The sequence below is a fragment of the Ferrovibrio sp. GW821-FHT12F09 genome (assembly GCF_058806775.1).
This window is the reverse complement of record NZ_JBXAPZ010000001.1, coordinates 1,621,221-1,637,761: the sequence shown is the minus strand read 5'-3', so window position 1 is coordinate 1,637,761 and position 16,541 is coordinate 1,621,221. Positions and strand designations below refer to the sequence as shown.

17 protein-coding genes are annotated in these 16,541 nt (G+C 65.4%); 5 read left to right on the top strand and 12 right to left on the bottom strand.

Annotation, left to right across the window (positions count from 1 at the left end):
• The first annotated feature begins 313 nt into the window (after window positions 1–313).
• Window positions 314–1,276 carry an alpha/beta hydrolase family protein gene (locus AC1ROB_RS08130; RefSeq protein WP_492971701.1) on the top strand — a complete coding sequence of 321 codons (963 nt, stop codon included), beginning with the start codon at window positions 314–316 and terminating at the stop codon, window positions 1,274–1,276.
• A 79-nt stretch (window positions 1,277–1,355) separates the two neighbouring features.
• On the opposite strand, the gene AC1ROB_RS08125 is transcribed toward AC1ROB_RS08130, so the two are convergent.
• From AC1ROB_RS08125 to AC1ROB_RS08090, 8 genes are all read right to left on the bottom strand, one after another.
• Window positions 1,356–1,847 (bottom strand): DUF4167 domain-containing protein, encoded by a 492-nt coding sequence (locus AC1ROB_RS08125; RefSeq protein WP_493000029.1) that lies wholly within the window; start codon window positions 1,845–1,847, stop codon window positions 1,356–1,358.
• A gap of 269 nt (window positions 1,848–2,116) precedes the next feature.
• Window positions 2,117–2,995: a peptide chain release factor N(5)-glutamine methyltransferase gene (gene prmC, locus AC1ROB_RS08120; RefSeq protein WP_492971703.1), complete on the bottom strand. Its 879-nt coding sequence runs from the start codon at window positions 2,993–2,995 to the stop codon at window positions 2,117–2,119.
• Complete coding sequence (prfA, locus tag AC1ROB_RS08115) at window positions 2,988–4,076, bottom strand: peptide chain release factor 1 (RefSeq protein ID WP_492971704.1); 1,089 nt, start codon at window positions 4,074–4,076, stop codon at window positions 2,988–2,990. Before prfA ends, prmC begins: the two co-directional genes overlap by 8 nt.
• Window positions 4,077–4,080: 4 nt before the next feature.
• Window positions 4,081–5,322, bottom strand: coding sequence for a histidine--tRNA ligase (gene hisS, locus AC1ROB_RS08110; protein ID WP_492971705.1), 1,242 nt, complete (start codon window positions 5,320–5,322; stop codon window positions 4,081–4,083).
• 27 nt (window positions 5,323–5,349) lie between these two features.
• Window positions 5,350–6,483 (bottom strand): flavodoxin-dependent (E)-4-hydroxy-3-methylbut-2-enyl-diphosphate synthase, encoded by a 1,134-nt coding sequence (gene ispG, locus AC1ROB_RS08105; RefSeq protein ID WP_492971706.1) that lies wholly within the window; start codon window positions 6,481–6,483, stop codon window positions 5,350–5,352.
• A gap of 105 nt (window positions 6,484–6,588) precedes the next feature.
• Window positions 6,589–7,608: a helix-turn-helix domain-containing protein gene (locus AC1ROB_RS08100; RefSeq protein WP_492971707.1), complete on the bottom strand. Its 1,020-nt coding sequence runs from the start codon at window positions 7,606–7,608 to the stop codon at window positions 6,589–6,591.
• 61 nt (window positions 7,609–7,669) lie between these two features.
• Complete coding sequence (ptsP, locus tag AC1ROB_RS08095) at window positions 7,670–9,943, bottom strand: phosphoenolpyruvate--protein phosphotransferase (RefSeq protein ID WP_492971708.1); 2,274 nt, start codon at window positions 9,941–9,943, stop codon at window positions 7,670–7,672.
• A gap of 69 nt (window positions 9,944–10,012) precedes the next feature.
• Window positions 10,013–11,233 (bottom strand): aspartate kinase, encoded by a 1,221-nt coding sequence (locus AC1ROB_RS08090; RefSeq protein ID WP_492971709.1) that lies wholly within the window; start codon window positions 11,231–11,233, stop codon window positions 10,013–10,015.
• Window positions 11,234–11,385: 152 nt separating this feature from the next.
• Here AC1ROB_RS08090 and ubiG point away from each other — a divergent pair, with 152 nt between their 5' ends.
• Complete coding sequence (gene ubiG / locus AC1ROB_RS08085; protein ID WP_492971710.1) at window positions 11,386–12,129, top strand: bifunctional 2-polyprenyl-6-hydroxyphenol methylase/3-demethylubiquinol 3-O-methyltransferase UbiG; 744 nt, start codon at window positions 11,386–11,388, stop codon at window positions 12,127–12,129.
• On the opposite strand, the gene AC1ROB_RS08080 is transcribed toward ubiG, so the two are convergent.
• Complete coding sequence (locus tag AC1ROB_RS08080) at window positions 12,126–12,545, bottom strand: DUF1178 family protein (protein WP_492971711.1); 420 nt, start codon at window positions 12,543–12,545, stop codon at window positions 12,126–12,128. The two genes, ubiG and AC1ROB_RS08080, sit on opposite strands and share 4 nt — an antisense overlap.
• Window positions 12,546–12,654: 109 nt before the next feature.
• Between AC1ROB_RS08080 and AC1ROB_RS08075 the strand changes: the two genes are divergently transcribed.
• The 3 genes from AC1ROB_RS08075 (at window position 12,655) to AC1ROB_RS08065 (ending at window position 14,614) form a co-directional block, all read left to right on the top strand.
• Window positions 12,655–13,155 (top strand): class I SAM-dependent methyltransferase, encoded by a 501-nt coding sequence (locus AC1ROB_RS08075; RefSeq protein WP_492971712.1) that lies wholly within the window; start codon window positions 12,655–12,657, stop codon window positions 13,153–13,155.
• Entirely contained in the window at window positions 13,155–13,709 is a 555-nt protein-coding gene (locus AC1ROB_RS08070; protein ID WP_492971713.1) for a GNAT family N-acetyltransferase, read from the top strand. The genes AC1ROB_RS08075 and AC1ROB_RS08070 overlap by 1 nt, the downstream gene beginning before the upstream one ends.
• Before the next feature lie 74 nt (window positions 13,710–13,783).
• Window positions 13,784–14,614: an inositol monophosphatase family protein gene (locus AC1ROB_RS08065; RefSeq protein ID WP_492971714.1), complete on the top strand. Its 831-nt coding sequence runs from the start codon at window positions 13,784–13,786 to the stop codon at window positions 14,612–14,614.
• On the opposite strand, the gene AC1ROB_RS08060 is transcribed toward AC1ROB_RS08065, so the two are convergent.
• Genes AC1ROB_RS08060 through AC1ROB_RS08050 form a run of 3 tightly spaced genes read right to left on the bottom strand, consistent with a single transcriptional unit; the run spans window position 14,572 to window position 16,536 of the window.
• On the bottom strand, window positions 14,572–15,426 hold the full coding sequence (locus AC1ROB_RS08060; protein WP_492971715.1) for a carbon-nitrogen hydrolase family protein: 855 nt from the start codon (window positions 15,424–15,426) through the stop codon (window positions 14,572–14,574). The genes AC1ROB_RS08065 and AC1ROB_RS08060 overlap by 43 nt on opposite strands.
• Before the next feature lie 24 nt (window positions 15,427–15,450).
• Window positions 15,451–15,708, bottom strand: coding sequence for a glutaredoxin 3 (gene grxC / locus AC1ROB_RS08055; RefSeq protein WP_492971716.1), 258 nt, complete (start codon window positions 15,706–15,708; stop codon window positions 15,451–15,453).
• Between the two features lie 51 nt (window positions 15,709–15,759).
• Window positions 15,760–16,536 (bottom strand): double zinc ribbon domain-containing protein, encoded by a 777-nt coding sequence (locus tag AC1ROB_RS08050; RefSeq protein ID WP_492971717.1) that lies wholly within the window; start codon window positions 16,534–16,536, stop codon window positions 15,760–15,762.
• Between the last annotated feature and the right edge of the window lie 5 nt (window positions 16,537–16,541).

Here is a 16,541-nt window from a genome sequence, read left to right as displayed (position 1 = left end):
TGGTAAACGACTCCGGCTTCGGTGGTTAAAGGTAAGTAGGCACCCCCGGGGCGTCAAGCTGACGCCGATCACAGGACGACCACCCGGCAAATTTTGCCCAACCCCATGATATTACTAGAAAAGCAGGAAATATTAGACGAAATCAAGGGTAGACAAGTCGCAGCCGGGGTTGTTACAACTGGTTACAGACAGCGGGTCGGGGCCCGCTTTTGTTAATAAATTCGAGAGTGCGGGGGATCGTATGACTGGGGGAAACGCATTGACGCTGCGCACGTTCCGCAGTCTCTGCCGAATTTCTGCCCTTGCGTTGCTTTTGGGCAGTGTCGCCGCCTACGCGCCGGCCACCAGCGCCCAGCCGCGCGCCGGCCAGACCAAGTCCTCTGTCGCTCCGAAGCCCGATGCCAAGCCGGCAAAGGCTGCCCCGCGCAAACTGAAATCCGCCGAACCTGCCCGCCGCGCCGCCGAGGCCGAAGGCAATGGCTTCACCATCGATGGCCGCCGCGTGCGAGTCGATGTGGTGAAGGCCGAGACCGATCTGCTGGGCCCGGATGGCAAGACCCCGGCCGTGCTGATCCTGCATGGCGCCCATGGCCTGGGCGACGGCTCGCTGTTCTATCCGCAGGCCAAGGCGCTGGCCGAAAAGGGCATCACCGCCTTCGTCATCCATTACTTCGACGGCATCACGCAGGCCCGCAAGGCCGCGCCGACCCTGCATGACGAGCGCGAGCGCGTCATCGCCGAAGCCGTCTCCTATGTTTCCAAGCAGGCCTATATCGATGCGGACCGCATCGGCGTGTTCGGCCTGTCGCTGGGCGGCTTCCATGCCCTGGCGCTGGGCAGCCGCGATCCGCGCATCCAGGCCGTGGTCAATGTCGTCGGCGCTATGCCGTCGGAAGTGCAGCGCAGGGGCGTGTCGCGCATGCCGCCGACCCTGGTGCTGCATGGCGACAAGGATGCCACCGTGCCGGTGCGCCGCGCCTACGAACTGACCAACCTGCTGGAAGAGGTTGGCGCCGAGCATGAAGTGAAGATCTACAAGGGCCAGGGCCACACCTTCCGTGGCGATGCCCAGACCGACAGCATCACCCGCACCGTCGGTTTCTTCGAGCGCCATCTCGGCACCGACCGCGGCCTGCTCGACAAGGAGCTGGAGATCGACATCGCGCTGGCGCCGGTGGTGCCGGAAACCGAAATGCTGCCGATCCGCGAGTTGACCATCGCCGACGAGGCCCTGTGGGCCCAGGCCGAACAGGCCGGCACAGAGGCCACCAACTAAAATCCGGGTTTTCTTCCGCCATTAAAAAAGGCCGCCAGATTATCTCTGGCGGCCTTTTTTGTTTCTGTCGCGGCGCCGTTCAGGCGGCGTTGGCTTCGTCGCGTTCGGCGGCAGCCTTGGCTTCCGGATCGAGCACGGCTTCCAGCTCCATCTCCAGGCTCGGCTGTTCGCCGCCCTCGGTGGCGGGCTGCTGCTGCTGGGCCGGCTGACCCGGCTGCTGCTGCGGCTGCTGGCCGTTCTGCTGCTGGTTGGCGGCGCGCTGCATCGGCGTCACGCCCTGGGCCAGCATGATGCGGTAATAGTGTTCCGCATGCTGGAGGTAATTCTCGGCAGAGACGCGGTCGCCGGAGGAATTGGCATCGCGCGCCAGCTGGCAATACCGCTCGAAGATATTCGTGGCGGTGCCGCGGATTTTGACGTCGGGACCGTTGGAGTCGAAATTACGGTGGGAATTGTTCATCCCGCCGTTATTGCCGCCTCCACCGCCACCGCCGCCTCCACCACCGCCGCCACCACCATGCGGCCTCCGGCCCTGGGGACGGCCGCCACGTTGACGATTCTTGTTATTCACAGCTTCATCTCGCTTGTTTTCAGCAAATAGCGCAGTCAGGCACCATGCGCACACACATTGCGTCGCTAACGCGCGCCATGCGGTCGGCCTCTCGATGATCCCATCGCTACGATGTCAGTCGAAGAGGCGATGACGCTGCCTGCCTTATGCGCCCCTGGTTAACACCCGTAGGCGAGTTCCTTGGGACCGCGTCATCCCGGACCCAAGATAAGCGGGGCCCGTGCCGCTGCCAACCCTTTTTTCACGGAATTTCCGTCACTTCCCCGGATTTAGCGGAGTTTCATGCCCATGATGACGCGACCGATGCCGGACAGATCGGGCAGGACGGCGATTTCGGCAAAGCCCGCCCCAGCCAGCAGGGCGGCCACTGCGACATCTTGCCCCATGCCGACCTCGAGCGCCGCGCAAGCGCCGGGCACGCCCAGACGGGCCAGATCGGGCATCAGCCGGCGATAGGCCTCCAGGCCATCCGCGCCGCCATCCAGCGCCAGATGCGGATCATACTGCGCCACTTCAGGCTCCAGCGTCGGCACCACGGCGCTTTCGATATAGGGCGGATTGCTGATCAGGATATCGAAGCCGCCATCCAGGCCCTGCCCCCAGTCGCCCTGACGAAATGCAGCGCGATCCGAAAGACCGAGGCTGCGGGCATTGTCCTGTGCGACGGCCAGCGCCGCCGGCGAAAGATCGATGCCGAGGCCGGTCGCATTCGGCAGGTCATGCAGCAGGCTGAGCAGCAGGCAGCCCGAGCCGGTGCCGAAATCGACCAGCCGCAGCGGCGCACCACGGTCGGCAACATGCGCCAGCACACCGGCGACCAGGGTTTCGGAATCCGGGCGTGGGTCGAGCACGTCGCGGCTGGTGCGGAAGTCCAGACTCCAGAATTCGCGCCGGCCGATGATCTTGGTGACCGGTTCGTGCTGCAGGCGGCGCGCGAGCAGGGCCTCGAAAGCGGCGACGATTTCCGGCGCCAGCAAAGCGGCGGGATCGAGGCGGATGCGGTCGGCGCTGATCCCGCTCACATGCTCCAGCAGCAGGATGGCGTCCAGACGCGGCGTCTCGGCGATATCGGCCTGTTTCAGGTGTTCGGTGGCGGCGGCGATCACCGCCCCGGTCATCTGCGCCCCGGTCATCTGCGCCTCAGGCATTGAGCTCCGCCAGGCGGCTCGCCTGATCCTCGGCCATCAGCGCCTCGATCACATCGTCCAGCGCCTCGCCCGTCATCACCTGTTCGATCTTGTAGAGCGTCAGATTGATGCGATGGTCGGTGACACGCCCCTGCGGGAAATTGTAGGTGCGGATGCGTTCGGAGCGATCGCCGGAACCGACCTGGCCCTTGCGGTCGGCGGCGCGGGTGGAGGCCAGGCGCTCGCGCTCGGCCTCATACATCTTGGCGCGCAGCAGCTTCATCGCCTTGGCCTTGTTCTTGTGCTGCGACCGCTCGGTCTGCTGCGCCACCACGATGCCGGTCGGAATATGGGTGATGCGGACGGCGGAGTCCGTGGTGTTCACATGCTGGCCGCCGGCGCCCGACGAGCGGTAGACGTCGATGCGCAGGTCGTTCTCGTTGATGTCGATATCGACATCCTCCGCTTCCGGCAGCACGGCAACGGTGGCGGCCGAGGTATGGATGCGCCCTTGAGTTTCGGTATCGGGCACGCGCTGCACGCGATGCACGCCGGACTCGAATTTCAGCCGGGCGAAAACGCTGCGGCCGGAGATCGTCGCCACAGCTTCTCGGAAGCCGCCCAGTTCGGTATCGGCGATGTTTTCCACCTCGAAGCGCCAGCCATGCTTGGCGGCATAGCCGCGATACATCTCGAACAGGTCGCGCGCGAACAGCGCCGCCTCGTCGCCGCCGGTGCCGGCGCGCACTTCGAGGATGGCGTTCTTCTCGTCAGCCTCGTCCTTTGGCAGCAGCATGACCAGCACGCGCCGCTCGGCATCGGGCAGGGCCGCCTGTGCGGCTTTCCACTCGGCTTCCGCCAAGCTGCGCATCTCCGCATCGGAAGAGGGATCGTCACGCATCGCCAGCAGATCGGCCACTTCGCTGCGCAGCCGGCGCCACTCGTTGATGCCCTGCACCAGCGGTTCGATCTCGGCATATTCCTTCGACAGCTTGACGAAAGCCTCGGCCGCGAGCCCGCCGGCCGCCATCTGGGCCTGCAGCATCTCGTAGCGCTCGATCACCTTGTCGAGCTTGGCCTCCGGCAGGCCGGCAACATCCATTCGTTCAGGCCTTCAGTTTCGCGGCCAGACCAGACAGCGGCACTTCCGTCTCTTCGCCGCTCTTCAGGTCCTTCAGCTTGGCCACACCCTTGGCCAGTTCGTCATCGCCGATCACCACCGCATGGGTGCAGCCCATCTTGTCGGCGCGCTTGAAGCGCTTGCCGGCATTGCCCTTGTAGGCCAACTCGACGGCCACATCCGCACGGCGCAGTTCGGCGGCGATCTTCACGGCCGCGGCTTCGGCGTTTTCGCCAATCGGCACGATGGCCACGGTGGCGACCAGCACCGGCTTCGGGTCGCTCAGCATCACCAGCCGCTCGATACCGCCGGCCCAGCCGATGCCGGGCGTCGGCTTGCCGCCGAGCTGCTCGACCAGGCCGTCATAGCGGCCGCCGGCGAGAACCGTGCCCTGGGCACCCAGCATGTCGGTGGTGAATTCGAAAGCGGTGTGGGTGTAGTAGTCGAGGCCACGCACCAGGCGCGGACTGACCTTGAAGGGTACGCCGTTGCCGGTGAGGCCATCCTGCACGGCCTTGAAGAACTCGGCGGCGGCCGGCGTCAGGTAGTCCTGGATCAGCGGTGCATTGGCCACGAGGGCCCGATCTCCTTCATCCTTAGAGTCGAGGATGCGCAGCGGGTTCTTCTCCAGACGCTTGCGACTGTCTTCCGACAGTTTGTCGACATGGCCGCCGAAATACGCCACCAAGGCGTCGCGATAGCCAACGCGGCTTTCCGGATCGCCCAACGTATTCAGCTCCAGCACGCATTTGTCGAGGATACCGAGGCGGCGCAGGATTTCAGCCGCCACCGAGATCACTTCCACATCGGCCTGCGGTTCGGCTGCGCCGATCACCTCGACGTCGATCTGGTGGAACTGGCGCTGGCGGCCTTTCTGCGGCCGCTCGAAGCGGAACATCGGACCCCAGCCGAATACCTTGAACGGCACATGCTGCTGCAGGCCATTGGAGATGAAAGCGCGGCAGATGCCGGCGGTGTATTCCGGACGGAGCGTCAGGCCTTCGCCGCCTTTGTCGGTGAAGGAATACATTTCCTTGGAGACGACATCCGAGGTCTCGCCCATCGAGCGGGCGAAAACATCGGTGAATTCGAAGATCGGCGTCGCCATCTCGCGATAGCCGAACAGGAAGGCAGCCTGACGCGCCGTGTCCACCACATGGCGGAAGCGGTCATACTCGTCAGGCAGAATGTCATGCGTACCGCGCACGGGCTGCAGCTGCTGGGCCACGGCGTGTCTCCTAAGAAGATTGGAAAGCTAAGAAGCGGCGTCGGCCGCGTCGGCGGACTGCGTCTTGGCGGCTTCGATCTCGCGCGCCTTGTTCTCGACCAGCCTGACCAGATGCGCGACGATATCCTCGTTCTGCAGCCGGTGTGCCGGCTGTCCGGCAAGATAGACCTGATGCGAGCCCTTGCCGCCGCCGGTGAAGCCGATATCGGTCTCGCGCGCCTCGCCAGGACCGTTGACCACGCAGCCGATCACACTGAGCGTCATCGGCGTGGTGATATGGCTCAGCCGCTGTTCCAGCACCTCGACCGTCTTGATGACATCAAACTGCTGGCGCGCGCAGGACGGGCAGGAAATCACGTTCACGCCGCGATGACGCAGGTTCATCGACTTCAGCATGTCGAAGCCGACCTTGACCTCTTCCTCGGGTGCGGCCGAGAGCGACACGCGCAGCGTATCGCCGATGCCCGACCACAGCAGCATGCCAAGACCGATGGAGGACTTCACTGTGCCGATGCGCTGGCCGCCGGCTTCGGTCACGCCGATATGCAGCGGATAGTCGCAGGCCTCGGCCAGACCCTGATAGGCGGCAACGGCGAGGAAGACATCGGACGCCTTCACGCTGATCTTGAATTCGCGGAAGTCATGGTCTTCCAGAATGCGCGCATGATCCATAGCGCTTTCCACCATGGCTTCCGGGCAGGGCTCGCCGTATTTTTCCAGCAGGTGCTTTTCCAGCGAACCGGCATTGACGCCGATGCGCATCGAGCAGCCGTGATCCTTGGCGGCCTTCACCACTTCGCGTACGCGGTCAGCAGAGCCGATATTGCCGGGATTGATGCGCAGGCAGGCGGCGCCGGCCTCAGCGGCCTCGATGGCGCGCTTATAGTGGAAGTGGATGTCGGCGATGATCGGCACCTTCGACTGGCGCACGATCTCTTTCAGCGCCCTGGTCGAGTCTTCATCGGGGCAGGAGACGCGCACGATATCGGCGCCGGCCTCTTCGCAACGACGAATCTGCTCCACCGTCGCCTGGACGTCGCTGGTCAGCGTGTTGGTCATGGTCTGCACGGTGATCGGCGCGTCACCGCCCACCGGCACCTTGCCAACGAAAATCTGCCGCGATTTGCGGCGCTGGATATCGCGATAGGGTCGGATGCTCATGATCTGGTTTCCGTCCGGCTCAGCTCAGGCTTTATTGGGGCCTGCGGACGCGGCGTAACATGGCGTCTTTACCGGGTGATGGCAAGGCAGGCCGGGCCCGAAAGCCTAGCCCTGGCGCTCGTTTCCGGGGTTTTTCAGGCGTTCCGGATCGAGCGAAATGCCGCGCTTGACCTCACCCTCGTTGCCCAGCGGGGCCAGGGTCTGGCCATCGACCACCACCCGCACGCCACCGGCATTGCCGGTCAGCAGCGTCAGGCCGGCGCGGTCGGGCACTTGGTAGCGCTCGCCGGCATTCAGCAGCCGGGTGAAGACCTGTTCGTTGTTGGGGCCGCGCACCTGGATCCACGATGGTGCGGTGGCTTCCAGGCGGATGCGACTGCCGGCATCGGCGGTGCCATAGCTGGTGGGGGCCGCGGCCGGCGGCTGCGCAGGCGCGGCTGCGACAGGGGGTGCGGGCGCCGGCGCGGGTGCGGCGGCGATGGCCGGAGCGGGCGGCGCGGGCGCCGGAGATGCGGGTACGGATGCAACGGCGGGCGGCGGGGTTACCGGTGCCGGCGTCGCGACCGGGGCTGGCGTGCTGGCAACCGGTGGCGGCGGCAGAATCACCGGCGGCGCAGCCGGCGCGATCGGCTGCGGGCTGGGCACAAGATCGGCGAGCCGCGACGGCACAGCCTGGATCAAATCCTGGCCGACACGCAGCGCTTCCTGGTGCTTGTACCACAGCGCATAGACGATGCCGGCCAGCACCAGGGCGCCGATCACCAGCCACAGGCGCGGCGTGCGCTCTTCCGGGCGCGGCAGCGGGAAATTCAGAACCGTGCGGCGCACCGAGCCATCGGACTCGCCCTGATAGGTCTTCAGCACGTGTTCGGGATCGAGGCCGAGGAATTCTGCATACTGGCGCAGGAAGCCGCTGACATAGACCGCGCCAGGCAGTTCGCCGAAGCGGCCGGCTTCGATGGCTTCCAGATATGGACGACGGATACGCAGGCGTGCAGACACGTCGGCAAGGGCGAGGCCTCGCCGCTCACGCACAACCTTCAGGCTATGGCCTACCCCGTCGTAACGCTCCTCAACGCTGACGGCAGTTGCCATGGCGGCTTGTTCGCCGGACTGGCTATTCATTCTTTTCGCCCGCATCGTTCGCCCGGCATCTTACGGCAAATGGCCAATGAGGCCAGCTATTTCAAACAATTACCGCGTTTTCCCGGGCAAATTCTTCTAGCGCTGCGCGCATGCTGCGTTCCGGCGAGGCGTAATGCTTAGACATAAAATCAGCCAAAAGAGGAACATCCAGACTACGGAGCATTTCCTTGACCGGGCCGATGGCATTGGCCGGCATGGACAGGCGACGGAAGCCCAGGCCGAGCAGGGCCATGGCCTCCAGCGGCCGGCTGCCCATTTCGCCGCACATGGTGACCGGCTTGTTGGCCGCATGGCACTGCTGCACCACCCAGTGCAGGAAGCTGAGCAGGGCCGGGCTCAGGGGGTCGTAGCGATCGGCAAGCTTCGGGTTGCCGCGGTCGGCGGCGAACATGAACTGCATCAGGTCGTTCGAGCCGACCGAAACGAAATCGACCAGCGGCAGCAGGGCTTTCAGCTGCCAGGCCAGCGCCGGCACTTCCAGCATGCTGCCGACAGCCACCTTCAGCGGCACCGGCTTGCGCAGATTGACCAGACGCTGCACCTCGCGGTCGAGCAGCCGGCGGGCGCGGCGGAATTCGTCGACCTCGGCGATCATCGGGAACATGACATGCAGATTGCGGCCAGCGGCAGCTTCCAGCATGGCGCGCAGCTGCACCTTCAAAAGGGCCGGACGGTCGAGCGCCAGACGGATGGCGCGCCAGCCGAGCGCCGGATTCTCTTCCGGATGCTTCACCAGATAGGGCAGCACCTTGTCGCCGCCGATATCGAGCGTGCGGAACACCACCGGGCGGTCACCCGCATGTTCGATGACGCGGCGATAAATCGCCGTCTGCGCCTCGGCCTTGGGCAGGGTCGGCCGCACCATGAACTGCAGTTCAGTGCGATAGAGTCCGATGCCATCGGCATTGGTCTCGTCCAGATGATTGAGATCGATGAGCAGGCCGGCATTAACCAGCATGGCAACGCGCATGCCGTCGCGCGTGACCGGCGGATCCTCGCGCTGGGCGGCGTATTTCGCCAGTCGGGCGCGGCGCAGGCTGACGCTCTGGTGGAAGGCATTGACGACATCGGCAACGGGACGCACGAAGACCTGTGCGTGGTCGCCATCGACCACCACCGTATCGCCGGGCTCGACTTTGGCGATCACACCGGCGACCCCGCCCAGCACCGGAATCGATAATGCACGCGCGACGATGGCGACGTGACTGACGCTGGAGCCTTCTTCCAGCACCACGCCCTGCAGCTTGCGGCGATCGTAATCCAGCAGCTCGGCCGGACCCATCTGGCGCGCGAACAGGATCGCGTTGTCAGGCAGGTTCTCGGCCGCCGAATGCTGCGGCTTGCCGGTCAGATGCAGCAGCAGGCGATTGGCCAGATCATCGAGATCGGCCAGGCGCTCGCGCAGGTACGGATCGGTGATCGCTTGCATACGATGACGCGTATCGCCCTGCACGCGCTGCACGGCGGCTTCCGCGGTCAGGCCTGATTCCACCGCCTGGTGCAGCTTGGAGAGCCAGCCGGTGTCATGGGCGAACATCTTGTAGGTTTCCAGGATGTCGCGGCTCTCGCCGACAATGTCGCTGTCGGGCGCCTCCAGCATCCGGTTGACCTGGTCGCGCATCGAGGCGACCGCCGCATCCAGCCGCTCCTTCTCGAGCGGGATGTCGTCGGCCATGGTCTTTTCGACATGGATGCGCGGCTCGTGCAGCACGGCAACGCCCAGCGCCAAGCCTTCCGACAGCACGCGGCCATCGGCGCGGAAGGGCATGGTGGATGTGCGGTTGGTGGCAGCGATATCCTCGCCGCCCGAGAGCTGGCCCGAGGCCACCATCTCGGCCAGCACCATGGCGATGGTTTCCAGCGCCTCGGTTTCTTCATCGGCATATTGCCGGCGCGTCTGGTTCTGCACGACCAGCACGCCGATCACGCGGTTGTCGCGCAGCAGCGGCACGCCGAGCAGCGAGTGATAGATTTCTTCGCCGGTTTCCGGCTTGTAGGCGAATTGCGGGTGGTTCTGTGCATCCGCCAGCGCCAGCGGGCGCGCATGGGCGGCGATATCGCCAACCAGACCCTCGCCCACATGCAGGCGGGTCTTGTGTACGGCGTCGGGGTTCAGACCCTCGGTGGCGTAGAGTTCGAGTTCATCGTTGCGCAGCAGATAGACCGAGCAGACTTCCGCCACCATGTTGGTGGCGATGTTGCGCACCACACGCGCCAGCCGCTCGTCGACGGTGCCGGCTTCCGCCATCACCTCGCGCAGGCGGCGCAGCAGGCCGCGCGGGCCGGGCGCGGATGCGCGTCCCGGCGGCGTCACAGCCCGTCTCCGCTAACCGTTACCGGAGAGGCTGGTGTGGCGTGCCCTCCCCGCATTGCCCCCCCGCTTTCATTCGGCGTCGAGGCCGAAGGCGGTGTGCAGGGCGCGCACCGCAAGCTCGGTGTAGTCGGCGCTGATGAGGACGCTGACCTTGATCTCTGAGGTGGTGATGGCCTGGATATTGATGTTCTTCTCGGCCAGCGCCTTGAACATGATATGAGCCACGCCCGCATGGCTGCGCATGCCGACGCCGACCACCGAAACCTTGATCACGTTCTTGTCCGGGATCAGCTTGGCCCAGCCCAGGCTCTTTTCCTGCTTCTCCAGGATGGTCACCGCGCGATCGAGATCGCTGCGCCCCATGGTGAAGGTCATATCGGTCTTCTTGCCGTCCTCGGAGATATTCTGGACGATCATGTCGACATTGATGCCGGCATCTGACAGCGGGCCGAAAATGCCGGCGGCGATCCCCGGACGATCGGCCACGCCGATCAGGGTCACCTTGGCTTCGTCGGCGGAATAGGTCACGCCGGAAACGATCTGCTTTTCCACGATCTCATCCTCATCGACAACCAGAGTACCCGCAACATCGGCGAAACTCGACAGAACCTGGGTGCGCACCCGATGGTTCATCGCCATTTCCACCGAGCGGGTCTGCAGCACCTTGGCACCCAGCGAGGCCAGCTCCAGCATCTCCTCGTAGGTGATCTTATCCAGCTTGCGGGCTTTTTTCACGATCCGCGGATCGGCGGTGTATACGCCATCCACGTCGGTATAGATATCGCAGCGGTCGGCCTTGAGCGCCGCCGCCAGGGCCACCGCCGAGGTATCCGAGCCGCCGCGGCCCAGGGTGGCGATGCGCTCGCCGGGGCCGACGCCCTGGAAGCCCGCCACCACCGGCACGACGCCGGCGGCCATATCCTTGAGCATCGCGGACCCGTCGATCTCCTCGATCCGGGCCCGGCCATGCATGTCGTTGGTGCGGATCGGCACCTGCCAGCCCTGCCAGGACCGGGCCTTCACCCCGGCCGCCTGCAGGGCGATCGAGACCAGGCCGGTGGTGACCTGCTCGCCGGCCGCCACCACGGTGTCGTATTCCTTCTGGTCATGGACCGGGTCGATCTGCTTGCACAGGTCGACCAGCCGGTTGGTCTCGCCGGACATGGCAGAGACCACCACAGCCACCTGGTGGCCGGCGTCCACTTCCCGTTTCACTTTGGCCGCGACATTCTTGATCCGGTCCACCGAACCGACCGAAGTGCCGCCGAATTTCATCACCAAGCGCGCCATGTCGCTCGATCCCGTTTCACGATACGTTGTCGATAGCTACCGGCGGAACCTTGCCGGTAAAAAGGCGCGACCTTAATACTCTCGGGGCCGGCCGGGAGCAAGCCGACCAAACGTAAAAATTCCCTGTTTTTGCCAGACCTTGCCGGACCCAGATGACCCAGACCGCCGCCAGCATCGACCCTGCCGAAATCGAACGTTTTTCCGCCCTGGCGGCCGAATGGTGGGACCCGCGCGGCAAGTTTCGCCCCCTGCATAAATTCAACCCGGTGCGGCTGGGCTTTATCCGCGATCGAATCGCTGCCCATTTCGCCCGCGACACGGCCGCCGAGGCCCCGCTGGCCGGCCTGCGCCTACTGGATATCGGCTGCGGCGGCGGCCTGGTCTCCGAGCCGATGGCCCGGCTGGGCGCGGCCGTCACCGGCGCCGATGCCGGCGAGCGCAATATCGGGGTGGCCAGCCTGCATGCCGCCGAGGCCGGGGTGGCGGTGGATTACCGCTGCACCAGCGCCGAAGACCTGGCTGCGGCCGGCGAACGCTTCGACGTGGTGCTGGCCCTGGAGGTGGTAGAGCATGTGGCCGACCTGCCCGGCTTCCTCGCCGCCTGCGGCCAGATGGTAAAGCCCGGCGGCCTGCTGATCGCCGCCACGCTGAACCGCACGCCCAAGTCTTTTGCGCTCGGCATCGTAGCGGCGGAATACATCCTGCGCTGGGTGCCGCGCGGGACGCATGACTGGAAGAAATTCGTGCGGCCCCATGAGCTGGCCGGCGGCCTGCGCAACGCCGGCCTGAGCCTGAAGGAAGTGGCCGGCGTCAGCTACGATCCGCTGGCCGACCGCTGGAGCATCGGCCGCGACACGGATGTGAATTACATGCTGGTGGCGGCGAAAGACTCTTAGGCGTCGCTGCGCGGCAGCCAGGGAATCATCGCCACGTCGATGCCCTCTTCCACCAGTTCCTTGGCCTCGTCCTTGCTGGCCTCGCCGTAGATGTTGCGCTTGTCGGCCTCGCCGTAATGCATCTTGCGCGCCTCCTCGGCGAACTGCTCGCCGACATAATCGGCGTTCTTTTCGACATGGTCGCGGATTTCGCTGAGCGCCTTCATCGCCACGGCCATTTCCTTGGCTTCGGCGGCGGCGCGCTCGCCCTTGGAGCGGCCGATGCGCGGCGCCATCGGCGCCTTGGTCACCTTGCGCGAGTTGCACACCGGACAGACGACCTCGCCGGCTTCCGCCTGCGTGTCGTAGGTGGCGCTGTCATAAAACCACGCTTCGAAGACGTGGTCCTTGCGGCATTTGAGTTCGTACTTGATCATGCTGTCGCAGGTGATTCGGCGGGGGTCATGTCTCGTAAGGCGTGCAACAGGTTATACATGGGGCAGTCACAGGCCTGCAACAAGGGGCCAGACAGCCGGGAGGCCATCGATGGCGCCGGCACCGTCTGACTGGGTGCAGCGATTCGCACCGCAGGTTGCAGCCGGCGGGCGCGTGCTCGACCTTGCCTGCGGGAGCGGCCGTCATGGCCGGCTGTTCCTGGGCGCCGGCCATCGCGTCACCTTCCTCGACCGCGATCTCACCGGCGTCGCCGATCTGCGCAATACCGCTGGCGCCGACCTGATCGAGGCCGATATCGAGCATGGTCCATGGCCGCTGTCGGGTCAGGATTTTTCCGCCGTGGTGGTGACCAACTATCTCTGGCGGCCGCTGTTCGGCCATCTGGTCGCCGCCGTGCAGCCCGGCGGCCTGCTGATCTACGAGACCTTCATGCGCGGCAACGAGCGCTTCGGCAAGCCGAGCAATCCCGACTTCCTGCTCGTGCCCCATGAACTGATCCGACTCTGCCAGGATGCGTTCGAGATCCGCGCCTTCGAGCAGGGCGAAGGAGCCAACAGCCTGCGCCAGCGCATCTGCGCCGTGAAGCTGTGATGCGCGAGACTGTTGAAACCGAGCGCCTGCGCCTGCGCCGGTTCCACGGCTCTGACTGGCAGGGCCTGGCGCGCTTCTATACCGACGATCAGGTGATGCGCCACATGCTGCCCGGCCGCGGCCTCGCCCGCGAACAGGCGCAGGAACGCGCCAAGGGCAACATCCACAATTTCAACGATCATTGGGACCGCCGCGGCTATGGCGTCTGGGCCGTCACCGATCGCGACAGCGGCCGTTTGCTGGGCCAGTGCGGCCTGCGCTGGATTCCGGAAGCGGAGCAAACTGAACTGCTGTATCTTTTCACCAAGACCGTCTGGGGCCGCGGCCTTGCCACTGAGGCCGGACGCGCGGTGATTACTTACGCTTTCGAGACTGCCAAGCTGCAGGGCCTGATCGCCCTGACGGCACCGGAAAATCGCGGTTCGCAGCGCGTACTGACCAAGCTGGGCTTTGTCCATGCCGGCGAGAAGCCGTTATGGGAGCGCATGGTCAGTTGGTTCGATCTGCCGCGCAGCGACTGGAACGCGACGCAAACAGAAAGTGCTGAATCGTAGTCCCTGCAAAAAGCAGTTGGGCCGCGTCGCTGCGAGGCGTAGCATCGCCGCGAACAACAGAAACCGTTTGCGCCATGACCATCGATATCGGGCAAAGACTGCAGCATGCAACGCAGGTGATCCGCGAAGCCGGAAAGCTGGCGCGCGGCTTTTACGACAACCGCAAGGATCTGGTGATCAAGCTGAAGGGCGTGCAGGATTTCGTCAGCCAGGCGGATTCCGAAACCGAGGACCTGATCACCTCGCGGCTGCTCAGCAAATTCCCGCATGACGGCATTCTGGGCGAAGAGCGCGGCAAACGCGGCGGTGAGATCGATGCGCTCTGGGTGATCGATCCCATCGACGGCACGGCGAATTACGTGCGCGGCCTGCCTTACTGGTGCATCGCCATCGCGCTGGTGGCGGGTGGCAATCTGGAGCTTGGGCTGATCTACGACGTGATCGGTGATCGCCTGTATACGGCGCGGCGCGGCCATGGCGCGTTCTGCAACGGTCAGCCGATCATGGTGAGCGACACCCAGCAGATCGAACGCGCCTGCCTCGGCGTCGGCTATGGCCATGGCGAACCGGCCGATGTGCATGCCGGCATCATCGACAACCTGCTGCGCGCCCATTGCCAGTATCGCCGGCTGGGCAGCGGCCTGCTGCTGATGGCGCTGGCCGCCGAGGGTGCGCTAGACGGCTTCTACGAAGCGCGCATGAAGCCCTGGGACGCGCTGGCCGGCCTGCTGCTGGTGCGCGAAGCCGGCGGCATCACCAACGACTACGATTTCAACGGCGAGACCAAGGCCGAGCCGGTGCTGGCGCTGACGCCGGCACTCTGGGCGCCATTCTCTGCGGCAATGAACGTGTCGCTGCCGGTCTATTCGGCGGCGCGGCCCGAAAGGCGCGTCGGCAGGGCGTAAACCGGATCGTGGTTCCAAGCCGGAATCTGTGCCCGCGCCTTGGCCACTTCGGCCAGATCGATCTCCACCACCGTGGCGCCAACGCCCTCGCCCATATCGGCCAGCACGCGACCCCAGGGATCGACCACCAGCGAATGGCCATAGGTCTGGCGGTTGCCCGGATGGTCGCCCCACATCGCTGGTGCGACCACGAAGGCGCCGGTCTCGATAGCCCGTGCCCGCATCAGCACATGCCAGTGCGCCTTGCCGGTGGTGCGGGTGAAAGCGGCCGGGATCGAGATCACATCGGCGCCGGCCTGGGCCAGGCCGCGATACAGGCCTGGGAACCGCAGGTCGTAGCAGACCGACATGCCGAGCGTGCCGAACGGCACCGGCACCACGATGCCATCGGCACCGGGCGCGATCGAGTTGCTCTCACGATAGGTTTCGCCCGACGGCAGATCGACATCGAAGAGATGGATCTTGTCGTAGCGCGCGGCGATGCCGCCATCGGGATTGAGCAGATACGAGCGGTTGAAGTTGCGGTTGGCGCCTTCAGGCTTGATGGCGAGCGAGCCGACCAGCAGCCGCACGCCCAGCTCTTTCGCCAGCGCCTGAAACGCCAGCAGCGCCGGATGGCTGTCTTCCGGCCGTCCGGCCGCCACACTGGCCGCCGCATTCAGGCCCATGAAGCCGGAATTCTCCGGCGTGGCGATGAACTCGGCGCCGCCGTCCCTGGCCTTGCGCACCAGGGCGGAGACATGGGCGATATTGGCGGCCATGTCGTCCCAGATATTGGGCTGCACCAGACCGATCTTCACTTTCTGCGCCATCGCCCTGCCCCGTTTTCTTTCCGTTTAGGCCGCCAGCAGCGGATCGAGCTTGCCGGCGCGGTCCAGCGCATGCAGGTCGTCGCTGCCACCGACATGCTGGCCGTTGATCCAGATCTGCGGCACCGTGCGCACGCCGCCGGCCTTTTTCGTCATCTCCTCGCGCGTCGCCGCATCGTAGGTGACGTCGATCTCGTTATAGGTCTGACCCTTCCTGTCGAGCAGCGCCTTGGCGCGCGCGCAATAGGGGCACATGAAAGTGGTGTAAATCACGATATCGGCCATGACGTCCTCGTTGGAAGCCCCTCAGCTTCTGCCAGGAATTATTGACGGGGATTATATGGTGCCCTGCTCGGCCCGAACAACCCGGGCCAGCGTCAGGACATCGACCGCCGCTGCCCCGCCCTGCCGCAAAATCCGGCAGCAGGCCGAAACCGTGGCTCCGGTGGTGAACACATCGTCGATCAGCAGCAGGCGTTTTCCATGAATCTCATCCCTGGCATCGGGGGCCAGCCGGATCGCCCCGGCCAGCGTCCGGCGGCGCTCGGTCCGGTTCAGCCTCCCTAAGCTGCGGGTCGGCTTCGGGCGCTCCAGCAGATCGAGGCGGGCCGGCTTGCCGCTCAGCCGCCCGAGCTGCTGCGCCAGCAGGCCCGACTGGTTGAAACGCCGCCGCCACAGCCGCCAGCGATGCAGTGGCACCGGCAGGATCAGGTCGCAGTCGGCCAGAAGCGCCGCGCCGGCGGTCTGCATCAAGGCCGCCAGGCCCGGCGCCAGATCGGTGCGGTCGCCGCGCTTGAAGCGCAGCACCAGGTCGCGGCCGCCACCGCCATAGGCAAACACCGCGCGCGCCCGGTCGAAGCGCGGCTCGCGCTGCAGGCAGGCGGCACAGACCAGGCCATCGGGCACCAGAATCGCGTAAGGGATACCGCAGCGCGGACAGCAAGGCTGGGCGATGAACCCGACTTCGGGCCAGCATTGCGGGCACAGACGTCCGGGCTGATCCACCGTTGTCGTGCAGAGCATGCATTGCGGCGGTAGCAGCAGATCGACGCTGCTGCGCCAGACCCGGCGCAGGGCGCGCAGGGGCAGGATGGAGTCTTCGCTCTGCAGCATACCGG